Here is a 12,615-nt window from a genome sequence, read left to right on the forward strand (position 1 = left end):
ATGACGACCACCACTGAGCCAGCCACCGAGCCCGCCGACGGCCACCCGACCCCGGCTCCCCTCGACGTCGCGGTCCTCACCCTGGGCTGCGCCCGCAACGAGGTGGACTCCGAGGAGCTGGCCGGCCGGCTCGAGGCCGACGGCTTCCGGCTCGTGGACGACCCCGCCGACGCGGGCACCGTCGTCGTCAACACCTGCGGTTTCGTCGAGTCCGCGAAGAAGGACAGCGTCGACACCCTGCTCGCCGCGGCCGACCTCAAGGCGGACGGCGTCACCCGCGCCGTGGTCGCGGTCGGCTGCCTCGCGGAGCGGTACGGCGTCGAGCTGGCCGGGGAGCTGCCCGAGGCGGACGCCGTCCTCGGCTTCGACGACTACCCCGACATCGCCGACCGGCTGCGCTCGATCCTCGCGGGCGAGGAGCACGTCTCGCACGTGCCGTCCGACCGGCGCAGGCTGCTGCCGATCTCCCCGGTGGACCGCGACGCCTCCACCGTGAGCGTGCCGGGCCACCAGGTCGCCCCCGTGGTCGCGGCGCCCGACCTGCCGGAGGGGCTCGCCCCGGCGAGCGGACCGCGCACGGTCCGCCGGCGCCTCGGCTCCGGGCCCACCGCGCCGCTCAAGCTGGCGTCGGGCTGCGACCGCCGGTGCAGCTTCTGCGCCATCCCCGCCTTCCGCGGCTCCTTCGTCTCCCGCCGCCCCTCCGACGTGCTCGGCGAGGCGCGCTGGCTCGCCGGCGAGGGCGTGCGCGAGCTGTTCCTCGTCAGCGAGAACACGACGTCGTACGGCAAGGACCTGGGCGACCTGCGGCTGCTCGAGACGCTGCTGCCCGAGCTCGCCGCCGTCGACGGCGTCGACCGGGTGCGGGTCTCCTACCTGCAGCCCGCCGAGACCCGCCCGGGTCTGGTCTCCGCCATCGCGGGAACCCCGGGGGTCGTGCCCTACTTCGACCTGTCGTTCCAGCACGCGTCGGGACCGCTGCTGCGGCGCATGCGTCGTTTCGGTGACAAGGACTCCTTCCTGGCCCTCCTCGAGCAGGTCCGGGCCGCCGCCCCGCGGGCCGGGGTGCGATCCAACGTGATCGTCGGGTTCCCCGGCGAGACCGAGGACGACCTCGAGACGCTGTGCGACTTCCTGGTGGCCGCCCGCCTCGACGTCACCGGTGTCTTCGGCTACTCCGACGAGGACGGCACCGAGGCCGCCACCCTCGACGGCAAGCACGACGCCGACGAGATCGCCGCCCGCGTGGAGCACATGACCGCACTCGTCGAGCAGCTCACCGCCCAGCGGGCCGAGGAGCGCATCGGGGAGCCCGTGAGCGTGCTGGTCGAGTCGGTCGGCGAGGACGGCGCCGAGGGCCGGGCCGAGCACCAGGGCCCGGACGTCGACGGGTCCGTGCTGCTGACCGGCGACGGCCACGCCGTCGGTGACCTGGTCGAGGCCGTCGTCGTCGACGCGCAGGGGGCGGACCTCGTCGCCGAGCCCGTGGTGGCGCCGGCGGGGGGCCGGCCGGCGGGGGAGACGCGGTCGTGACGGACGAGAAGGTCAGCAACCTCAACCTCCCCAACGCGCTCACCGCGCTGCGGATCGCGATGGTGCCGTTCTTCGGCGCCGCCCTGCTGGTCGACGGCGGGGAGTCGGTGCTGTGGCGCACGGTCGCCTTCGTGATCTTCGCGGCGGCCATGATCACGGACAAGATCGACGGCGACCTCGCCCGCGCCCGCGGCCAGGTCACCGACTTCGGCAAGATCGCCGACCCGATCGCCGACAAGGCGCTGACGGGGATGGCCTTCATCGGGCTCAGCATCGTCGGCGACATCTGGTGGGTCGTCACGATCGTCGTGCTGCTGCGGGAGTGGTCGGTGACGCTGCTGCGGCTCTCGCTGCTGCGTCGCGTCGTCCTGCCGGCGGCGCAGAGCGGGAAGGTGAAGACCACGCTGCAGGCGCTCGCGCTGGGCGGGCTGAGCCTGCCGCTGCTGCAGGTCGACGGTGCCCTCGACCTGCCCGGCGAGGTCCTGTTCTACGTCACCCAGGTCGTCCTCGCCGCGGCCGTCGTCATGACGCTCTGGTCGGGCTACGAGTTCTACCGCGACGTCTGGCGGGCGCGCCGGGACGCCGACCGGACGAGCGCGAAGCGCGTGCTGTAGTGGTCTAGACCAATCGACACCAAACCGTCACCTGTCTGACGGCTTTGATGTCGGTGGGCGCGATTAGGGTCCGAGACGACTTCCCCGTCGACGACACCTCCGTGCCCGAAAGGTCTCCCGAGTGACCCTCGCCACACCCCCTCCCGCGTCTCCCGCCGCGGGCACCAGTCCACGCCGCCGCGCCCGGCGGCTCCTCGCCGGCGTCGCCGGCCTCGCCGTCGCCTCGTCGGGCCTCGCGGTCACCACCGCGGCCCCGGCGGCGGCCGAGCCCGACGGCTCCGACCTCGTCATCAACGAGGTGTACGGCGGGGGCGGCAACTCCGGCGCCCCGTTCAACGCCGACTACGTCGAGCTCTACAACCCGACCGACGAGCCCATCGGCCTGGCCGGCAAGAGCCTGCAGTACCGCTCCGCGGCGTACCAGTCCACCCAGACGCCGTCGGTGCTCCCGCTGGACGCCGCCCAGCAGGTCCCGGCCGGTGACAGCTTCCTGGTCAAGGTCAGCACGACCGGCACCACCGGCGCGGCGCTGGCCCCCGACCAGGACGGCAGCGCGCTGGCCATGTCGGGCACCAACGGGCAGGTCATCCTGGCGGCGACGACGACGGCGGTCACCGCCACCGGCGACCTCTCCGCCGCCTCCGGGGTCATCGACATGGTCGGCTACGGCGCGTCGAACACCGCCGTCACGAGCTACGAGACCAACGCGACGGGCGAGGCGCTCAGCAGCACGCTCGCCGCCGTCCGCGCGACCGAGGGCGTCGACACCGACGACAACGCCCCCGACTTCACCAGCGCGGCGCCGTCCCCGACGGCCGCCGAGGGCGACACCACGGCCCCGCCGCAGCAGCCGGAGAACCTCACGATCGCCGAGATCCAGGGCACCGGCACCCAGACCGGCTACAACGGCCGGGCCGTCACCACCGAGGGCGTCGTCACTGCGGCGTACCCGACCGGCGGCTTCAACGGCTTCGTCATCCAGACCGGCGGCACCGGCGGTGCCCTCGGCACCAGGAGCGCCTCGGACGCGATCTTCGTCTACGGCGGCCAGGGCGGCTTCGACACCTACCCCGCCGTCGGCGACTCGGTCGAGGTCACCGGCACCGCGGGCGAGTTCAACGGCCTGACGCAGATCACCCCGGGCGACACGGGCTCGGTCACCGCGCTCGACACCCCGCTGCCCGCGGTCACCCCGACCACGTTCAGCACCTACCCGGCCACCAGCGCGGCGCGGGAGACCGTCGAGTCCATGCTGGTGCAGCCGGCGTCCTCGGTCGCGTTCACCGTGACCGACACGTACAACATCAACTCGTTCGGCGAGGTCGGCCTGGCCAGCGGCACCACGCCGCTGGTGCAGCCCACCGAGACGATCGACGCGCAGGACACCGCGGCGATCTCGGCGGCCAACGCGGCCAACGCGAACCGTCGGATCAACCTCGACGACGGCGCGAGCGTGAACTACACGAACTCGTCGCAGAGCACCCCGCTGCCCTACCTGACGAGGGCGAACCCGATCCGGGTCGGCTCGCGCGCCACGATCACGCAGCCGGTGATCATGGACTTCCGCAACAACGTCTGGAAGTTCCAGCCGCGCAGCCGGGTCACGGGCAACGACACCGCTCCCGCGACCTTCACCAACACCCGCGCCGCGAACGCCGCCCCGCGCAACGTCGGTGGCTCGGTCCAGCTGGCGACCTTCAACGTCCTCAACTACTTCCCGACCACGGGTGTGGAGTGGATCGACGAGGGCCCGGCCGACTGCTCGGCGTTCGACGACCGCCAGGGCAACCCCATCACCGTCGACTCGTGCGACCCCGACGGCCCCCGCGGCGCCTGGGACGAGGAGAACCTGGCCCGCCAGGAGGTGAAGATCGTCAAGGGCATCCTCGGCACCAACGCCGAGGTCGTGGCCCTCGAGGAGATCGAGAACTCCGCGCGCTTCGGCAAGGACCGCGACTTCGCGGTCAGCCGCCTCGTCGACGCCCTCAACGCGTCGGCGGGCGCCGGCACCTGGGCGTTCGTGCCCAGCCCGGACGCCTCGCAGCTGCCGGACGTGGCCGACCAGGACGTCATCCGCAACGCGATCATCTACAAGCGAGCCGCGGTCCGCACCGTGGGCGCCTCGGCGTCCATCGGTGACGAGCCGGTCTTCGCGAACGCCCGCGAGCCCATGGCGCAGGTCTTCCGCCCGGTGGGCAGCGGCGCCGCCAGCGAGTTCGCGGTGGTCGTGAACCACTTCAAGTCGAAGAGCACCTCGGGCGCGACCGGTGACAACGTCGACACCGGCCAGGGCGGCTACAACGGCGACCGCACCCGCCAGGCGACCGCCCTCGCGGCGTTCGCCGACGAGTTCGCGGCCGACCGCGAGGTCGAGGCCGTGTTCCTCACCGGTGACTTCAACTCCTACACGCAGGAGGACCCGATGCAGGTCCTCTACGGCGAGGGCTACCGGAAGATCAGCTCCGACCAGGCGGGCGACTACTCCTACTCGTTCTCCGGCCTGTCGGGCTCCCTCGACCACTTCGTCGGCAACGCCGCCGCCCGCGGCCTCGTGACCGGCGCGGACTACTGGTCGATCAACTCCGGCGAGTCGATCGCCTTCGAGTACAGCCGCTACAACTACAACCGGACGCAGTTCTACGAGGACAACGTGTTCCGGGCCTCCGACCACGACCCGATGGTCGTGGGCATCAACCCGGCCGAGACCGAGCCGACCGTGGACCTCACGATCGTCAGCACCAACGACTTCCACGGCCGCATCAACAACTCGACCTCGTCCGACGGGGCCCAGACCGGCACCGCGCAGTACGCCGGGACGATCGAGCAGATCCGTGAGAACGCCCCCGGCGGTCGCGACCACACCCTGCTGCTCGGCAACGGCGACCTGTACGGCGCCTCGGAGTTCAACTCGGCCATCAACGAGGACGTCCCGACCTTCGACGTGTTCAACGCGCTCGGCATGGCGGGCTCCTCGGTCGGCAACCACGAGTTCGACGCCGGGTACGACGACCTGGTCGACCGGGTGGGCGTCGAGGGCGACAAGCTCGTCGACTACCCCTACCTCGGCGCGAACGTCTACGAGGAGGGCACGACCACCCCGGCGCTGCCGGAGTACGCCACCTACGAGATCGACGGCGTGACCATCGGCGCCATCGGCGTCGTGACCCAGGAGACCCCGTCGCTGGTCAGCCCGGCCGGCATCGAGGGTCTCGAGTTCGGGGACGCCGCCGAGGCGGCCGACCGGGTCGCCGCCCAGCTCTCCGACGGTGACGACTCGAACGGTGAGGCCGACGTGATCGTGCTGCTGGCCCACGCCGGCGGCCAGGGCTTCGCCGAGGACGCGACGTACGAGCAGGCGATCGCGGCGACCGACGCGGACAGCGAGTTCCAGCAGCTGGCCGGCGTCAGCGACGACATCGACGCGATCTTCAACGGTCACACCCACCAGGTCTACGCACTGCGCCAGCCCAACGGCGCCCCGCGGGGCCGGGCCATCGTGCAGGCCGGCCAGTACGGCGAGCACGTCGGTCGGGTGACCATGACCTACGACCGCGACACCGAGGAGGTCACGACCCGCACCATCGCGGTCCGTGACCGCGTCACCACCCCCCGGGCCGACCTGATCGACCGCTTCCCGGTCGTCGGCGAGGTCCAGCAGATCGTCGACCAGGCGATCCGGGACGCCGCTGTCGTGGGCAACGTGCCGGTCGGTCGCATCAGCGCCGACATCACCCGCGCCCGCACCTCCAGCGGCACCGAGGACCGCGGGGACGAGTCGCCGATCGGTGAGCTGGTCGGCAACGCACTGCGCGACGGCCTGCCCGAGAGCGCGGGCACGCCCGACCTCGGCGTGGTGAACCCGGGTGGCCTCCGCGCCGACCTGACGTTCGCCGGCAACACGTCGAACAACCCGCAGAACACCGACGGCGTGGTGACCTACGCGGAGGCCAACACGGTCCTGCCGTTCACCAACAACGTCTCGCTGGTGGACCTGACCGGCGAGCAGCTGCTCGACGTGATGGAGCAGCAGTTCCAGCCGGCCGGTGCCGACCGCCCGTACCTGCACCTGGGGCTGTCGGACAACGTCCAGGTCACCACGGACCGCACCGCGCCGGAGGGCGAGCGGATCACCTCCGTCCGCATCGACGGCGAGGCGCTCGACCCGGCGGAGACCTACACGGTCTCGACGTTCTCGTTCCTCGCCGCCGGCGGTGACAACTTCACCGCCTTCGCCGAGGGCGACGCCCGCGACACGGGTCTGGTGGACCGTGACGTGTGGATCGGCTACCTGCAGGACACCTCGCAGGGCGAGGGCTCCGAGCCGATCGCGCCGGACTTCGCCCGCCAGCAGGTGGACGAGACGAACCTGCCGGCCGAGCTGGCGACGGGCACGACGGAGACGTTCACCCTGAGCCGCCTCGACATGCGGGCCGGTGGCGCGCCAACGAACACCGCGGTGACCGCCACCCTCGTGGCGCCCGACGGCACCGAGACCGACCTCGGTCAGGTGGGCACCGTCGCCGGCGGCACCTCGGAGATCAGCGTCGACGTCCCCGCCGACGCCCCCGAGGGCTCGGTGGTGGACTTCGTGGCGAACCCGAGCGGCACCACGGTCACCGTCCCGGTGGCCGCGGGTGACGAGCCCCCGGTGGGCGAGCCGGTGGACCCGACCCTGAAGGTCGTGGCCAACCCCCGCCCGCGGGTGGCCGGTGAGCCGATCAACATCGTCACCCGGGTGACGGCCGAGCGCGACGGTGTGGCGGTCCCGGTGACCGGCACGGTCACCGTCACCCGCGACGGTCGCGAGCTCGGCTCCGGCGAGGTCGACGCCAACGGTCGGTTCAAGCTCACCCGTACCTTCGGGCCGGGCGAGAAGACCGTCGAGGTCACCTTCGACAGCGCCGCCGACGACGTGGTCGCCGACGGTGGTCCGCAGACCCTCACCTTCCGGGTCGTCCGCCAGTAGCACAACCAGCACAGCAGCACAGCAGCACCAGGCCGGGAGCCGTCACCTTCGGGGGCGGCTCCCGGTCGCTGTTGCAACGTCGAGTCGGCACGTCTGCGCACCCATTCGGGGTCGAGTCGGCACGTCTGAGCAGCCCCAGGGTCATGGAGCCGTACGACTTGTGGTCGCGCCGCGGGCGCGGGCATATCGACTCCTCGGTCGGCGGCGACATCCTGGGATGCGCAGACGTGCCGACTCGACCGTCCTGACGTGCGCAGACGTGCCGACTCGGCGTCCGACGGCGGTCCGGCGTCGGGAAGAACCGGGCCTCTAGTAGCGTTGCGAGAACACTCGGGCAGTCAGCGACGTGGAGAGGAGGCCATCGTGGTGGTGTTCCGCAGCCTGCTGGGCCAGGTCCTCCGTCGCCTGCGCACCGAACGTGGCCTCACCCTGCGCCAGGTCTCGGCCGACGCGCGCGTCAGCCTCGGCTACATCTCCGAGGTCGAGCGGGGTCGCAAGGAGGCGTCGTCCGAGCTGCTCGCGTCGCTGTGCGACGCCCTCGACGTGGCGCTGTCCGACGTCCTGCGTGAGGTCAGCGAGCTCACCGCGATCGAGGAGGCCGCGCGCGTGCCGGCCCCGATCGTCATTCCGGCGCCGCAGCGCCGGGTCCCCTCCGCGGCCTGACCTCCCGGGTCAGGACCGGAGCCGCAGGCCTCGGGGCGTCGAGACGAACCCGGCGGCGTCCAGGGCCGCCCGCAACGGGGTCGTGCCCGCGCCGAGGAGCTGGGTGCCGTCCGCCTTCTCGACCGTCAACCGGCCGAGCGAGCCTGCGGCCACCGCCTCGGCAAGCGCGGCTGCGGCCGGGGTGAGCACCTTCTCGTCGTCGCTCCACGTCAGCAGGGTGCGACCGCCGCGCTCGACGTACAGCACGAGCGCACCGTCGACCGTGACCACCATGGCCCCCGCCTTGCGGCCGGGCCGGTGCCCGGTGCCGCCGTCCTCCCCGGTGGGCCGGTCGGGCCAGGCGAGCGCGGCGCCGTACGGGCTGGCCGGGTCGGTCGCGGCCAGCGCGACGGCGACCGGCTCGGCGTCGGTCGGCAGCTCGGCGAAGGTCCGCAACCGGTCCACCGAGCCGGCGGTGCCGAACTGCGCGGCCCCGAGACCCTCGACGAAGTAGCCCCGGCGGCAGCGGCCGGACTCCTCGAACGCGGACAGCACCTTGTAGACGCCCGCGAACCCGCCGGGCACCCGCTCGTTGACGACGGCACCGCGGACGACGACGCCGTACCGCTCCAGGAGGTTCTCCGCGGCGGCGTGCGCGCGACGCGTCGGGTCGTCGTCCAGCGCGGGCAGCGCGGCCCAGCGGCCGACGGTCTCTGGCGGCCCGGAGCGGGTGGGCACGCCCGGACCGCCGCGGCCGGGACGCCCCGGCCGGCGGGAGCGGGTCCGTGCCGGCGCCCGGCGGCTGCGGTGGGTCGTGCGCCCCCCGCCCACGAGCGCCCGGAGCGGGGCGAGCGTGTCGTTGCTGACGCGCCCGGCCCAGACCAGGTCCCACAGGGTCGCGGCCAGGGCGGCGTCGTCGGTCGTGCCCAGGGCGTCGGCGAGCTGGCGGAAGAACCACGCGCCCCCGGGCTCGAGGGCCTCCAGCACACGGTCCGCGAGCTCGCTGCCCTCAAGGGCGGCCGCGGCCTCGCTGTCGGGCAGCGTCAGCGGTGCGATGTCGGCGGGGTGCAGGGAGACCCAGCCGTCCGACCCGGCCAGCGAGCCGTGGCCGGACCAGAGGACCTCGCCGGACGCGGTGAGCTCGTCCAGCATCGCCGGGGAGTAGTCCGAGACCCGGGCCGGCAGCACGAGCGACTCCAGCGCCGACGCCGGCACCGGGGTCCCGGCCAGCTGCTCCACCGCCTGGAGGACGCCGTCCACGCCGCGCAGCCCGGCCCGCCCGCCGCGGCGGCGACCGGTGGCCGGGACGACGACGTGCTGCCACGCGGTGGTGAACCGCGCCAGCGCCTGGGGGTCGACGGGCTCGACCTCCTTGCGCAGCCGCGCCAGGGAGCGACGCCGCAGCTTGCGCAGGACCTCGGCGTCGCACCACTCGGTGCCGGCACCGGCGGGGCGGAACTCGCCGTCCACGACCCGCCCCGAGGCCGCCAGCCTGCCGAGGGCCTGCCGGACGACGGCGGCCCCCAGCCCCAGCCGGGCCGCCACCTCGTCGGCGGTGAACGGCCCGTGGCTGCGCGCGTAGCGGGAGACCAGGTCGCCGATCGGGTCCTCGACGGGGTCGGTGAACGCCGACGGGGTCCCCGGGGGCACGGGGACGCCGAGGCCGTCGCGCAGGCGGGCGACGTCCTCGACGACGCACCAGCGGGCCTCCCCGGCCACGCGGACCTCCACCACGCGGCGCGCCCTCGCGAGGTCGGCGAGCCAGTCGCGGACGACGTCCGCCCCGGCCTCCTCGACGCTGCGCGCGGTGATCTCCTCGGTGGTCAGGGGGCCGAGCAGCCGCAGCATGTCGACCACGGCCTCGGCGTCGCGGCAGCGGCGGTCGTCGGCGAGCCGCTGCAGCTCGGCCTCCACCTCGACGAGGACGTCGGGGTCGAGCAGCTCGCGCAGCTCCGCGCGGCCCAGGAGCTCGGCCAGCAGGCTGGAGTCGAGCGACAGTGCCGCGGCCCGGCGCTCCGCCAGGGGGGAGTCGCCCTCGTAGACGAACTGCGCCACGTAGCCGAACAGCAGGGTCCGGGCGAACGGCGACGGCGACGAGGTCTCGGCGTCGGTGACGCTGACCTCGCGCCGGTCGACCCGCCTCATCAGCCCGACCAGGCCGGGCAGGTCGTAGACGTCCTGCAGGCACTCCCGCACGGCCTCGAGGACGATCGGGAACGACGGGTAGCGGACGGCCACCTCGAGCAGCTGGGCGGCGCGCTGGCGCTGCTGCCACAGCGGCGAGCGTCGTCCGGGGTCGCGGCGGGGGAGCAGCAGCGCGCGGGCCGCGCACTCGCGGAAGCGCGAGGCGAACAGCGAGGACGACCCGACCTCGGTGGTCACGACGTCCTCGATCTCGTCGGGCTCGAAGACCACCACGTCGCCGCCCGGGGGCTCGCCGTCGGTGTCGGGGATGCGGATCACGATCCCGTCGTCCGAGGCCACGGCCTGTCCGTCGACGCCGTACCGCTCCCGCAGGCGGGCGTTGATCGCCAGCGCCCAGGGCGCGTGCACCGGGGTGCCGTACGGCGAGTGGAGGACCAGGCGCCAGTCGCCGAGCTCGTCGCGGAACCGCTCGACGACGAGCGACCGGTCGCTGGGCAGCGTGGGGATCGCGTCGGTCTGCTCGCCGAGGTAGGCGACGAGGTTGTCCGCCGCCCACTCGTCGAGGTCGTTCTCGCGCGCCCGCGCCCGCGCCGCCGCGGGGTCCATCCCGGCCAGCTCGCGGGTGTAGGCGCCGATGGCCTCGCCGAGCTCGGAGGGGCGCCCCAGCGAGTCACCCCGCCAGAACGGGAGCCGGCCCGGGACACCGGGGGCGGGCGTGACGAGGACCCGGTCGTGGGTGATGTCCTCGATGCGCCAGCTCGTGGCCCCCAGCGCGAACACGTCACCGACGCGGGACTCGTAGACCATCTCCTCGTCGAGCTCGCCGACACGACGTCCGGGGCCCTCGCCGCCGGCCAGGAAGACGCCGAACATGCCGCGGTCGGGGATGGTGCCGCCGCTGGTGACCGCGAGGCGCTGGCCGCCGGGGCGGCCGGTCAGGGTCTGCGCGACGCGGTCCCACACGATGCGCGGGCGCAGCTCGGAGAACTCCTCGGAGGGGTAGCGGCCGCTCAGCAGGTCGAGGGTCGCCTCGAAGGCGCCGCGGGGCAGCTGCGAGAACGGCGCGCTGCGGCGCACCAGCGCGTAGAGCTCCTCGACGTCCCACGCGTCGAGCGCGGTCATCGCCACGACCTGCTGCGCGAGGACGTCGAGGGGGTTCGCCGGCACCCGCAGCGACTCGATGGCCCCGGAGCGCATCCGCTGCACCGCCACCGCGGTCTGCGCGAGGTCGCCGCGGTGCTTCGGGTAGAGCACGCCGCGCGACACCTCGCCCACCTGGTGACCCGCCCGTCCGACGCGCTGCAGGGCGCTGGCCACCGACGGCGGGGACTCCACCTGGACGACGAGGTCGACCGCGCCCATGTCGATGCCCAGCTCGAGGCTGGAGGTGGCGACCACGCAGGGCAGGACGCCGCGCTTGAGCTCGTCCTCGATGACCGCGCGCTGCTCCTTCGACACCGAGCCGTGGTGCGCCTTCGCGACCAGCGGGGCCGCGCCGGGCGACGTGCCGGACTGCCCGGGGTTCTGGGCCGCCGGCAGGTCGGGGTCCGCCGCGTCGTCCGCGGCGAGGCCCGCGTCGGTGGCCGCGATCTCGTTGAGCTTGGCCGTGAGCCGCTCCGCGAGGCGACGCGAGTTCGCGAACACGATCGTCGAGGAGTGCTTCACGACGAGGTCGTGGACGCTGCGCTCGACGTGCGGCCACAACGACCCCGACCGCTCCGGGTCAGCCGGCGCCGCCGGCGGGCTGGTGCCGGGACCGGGGCCCGCGCCGCCGAACAGGTGCGCGAAGGGGTCGTCGTCGGACTCGGCGTCCGGGTCGGGCGGGATCGGCTCGCCGGTGGGCGGCTCGACCGGCTCGACGGGGGGAGCGGCGAGCCGCGAGTCGTCGTACGGCGCGGGGTGGGACATGTCCTCGACGGGCACGACGACCGTGAGGTCCCACTCCTTTGCCGAGGGCGGGGCGACCACGTCGACCGGGGCCGTGCCGCCCAGGAAGCGCGCGACCTCCTCGTGCGGGCGCACGGTGGCCGACAGGCCGATGCGCTGCGCCGGCTTGTCGAGCAGCGCGTCGAGCCGCTCGAGGGTGAGGGCGAGGTGGGCGCCCCGCTTGGTGCCGGCGACGGCGTGGACCTCGTCGAGGACCACCGTCTCGACGCCCCGCAGCGACTCCCGCGCCTGGGAGGTGAGCATCAGGAACAGCGACTCCGGCGTCGTGATGAGGACGTCGGGCGGGCGGCTGGCGAGGCTGCGGCGGTCGGCGGCCGAGGTGTCTCCCGACCTCAGCCCCACCGCGACGTCGCGCACGGACTGCCCCAGCCTGGCGGCCGTGTGCCCGATGCCCGCCAGCGGCGCACGGAGGTTGCGCTCGACGTCCACCGCCAGCGCCTTCAGCGGCGAGACGTAGAGGACGCGGCAGCGGTGCTGCGGCTCCTCCGGCGGCTCGGTGGTCAGCAGCCGGTCGATGGACCACAGGAACGCCGACAGGGTCTTGCCCGACCCGGTGGGGGCGACGACCAGGGCATGGCGGCCGCTGCGGATGGCGGCCCACGCGCCCGCCTGCGCCGCGGTCGGCTCGGCGAACGCGGCGGAGAACCAGGTGCGCGTCGCGGGGCTGAACCCCTCCAGGGCCACGGCTCCCCCCGGTCCCTCCGCCTGCGTGCTCACCCGCCCATCCTTCCCGACGGCACCGACGGTGCCCTCGGTGAGCCGGGTACCCCG

General features: G+C 73.8%; 5 protein-coding genes. 4 read left to right on the plus strand and 1 reads right to left on the minus strand.

From position 1 onward, the window contains the following. The 4 genes from rimO (at position 1) to MJ876_RS13250 (ending at position 7,773) form a co-directional block, all read left to right on the plus strand. On the plus strand, positions 1-1,530 hold the full coding sequence (gene rimO / locus MJ876_RS13235) for a 30S ribosomal protein S12 methylthiotransferase RimO (RefSeq protein WP_240236771.1): 1,530 nt from the start codon (positions 1-3) through the stop codon (positions 1,528-1,530). Beyond that, positions 1,527-2,144 carry a CDP-diacylglycerol--glycerol-3-phosphate 3-phosphatidyltransferase gene (gene pgsA / locus MJ876_RS13240; protein ID WP_240236772.1) on the plus strand — a complete coding sequence of 206 codons (618 nt, stop codon included), beginning with the start codon at positions 1,527-1,529 and terminating at the stop codon, positions 2,142-2,144. Before rimO ends, pgsA begins: the two co-directional genes overlap by 4 nt. Before the next feature lie 121 nt (positions 2,145-2,265). After that, a complete protein-coding gene (locus MJ876_RS22265; RefSeq protein ID WP_240236773.1) occupies positions 2,266-7,110 on the plus strand; it encodes an ExeM/NucH family extracellular endonuclease in 4,845 nt (1,614 codons plus the stop codon). A gap of 363 nt (positions 7,111-7,473) precedes the next feature. After that, positions 7,474-7,773, plus strand: a complete 300-nt coding sequence (locus tag MJ876_RS13250; RefSeq protein ID WP_240236774.1) for a helix-turn-helix domain-containing protein — start codon at positions 7,474-7,476, stop codon at positions 7,771-7,773. 9 nt (positions 7,774-7,782) lie between these two features. On the opposite strand, the gene MJ876_RS13255 is transcribed toward MJ876_RS13250, so the two are convergent. Next, on the minus strand, positions 7,783-12,561 hold the full coding sequence (locus tag MJ876_RS13255) for a DEAD/DEAH box helicase (protein WP_240236775.1): 4,779 nt from the start codon (positions 12,559-12,561) through the stop codon (positions 7,783-7,785). Positions 12,562-12,615 lie beyond the last annotated feature (54 nt).

This window comes from Nocardioides sp. CFH 31398, from assembly GCF_022436705.1.
GTDB lineage: Bacteria > Actinomycetota > Actinomycetes > Propionibacteriales > Nocardioidaceae > Nocardioides.

Excerpts from the sequence above, each read along its gene's own strand:
- rimO (WP_240236771.1), top strand. The coding sequence starts at position 1 with ATGACGACCACCACTGAGCCAGCCACCGAGCCCGCCGACGGCCACCCG.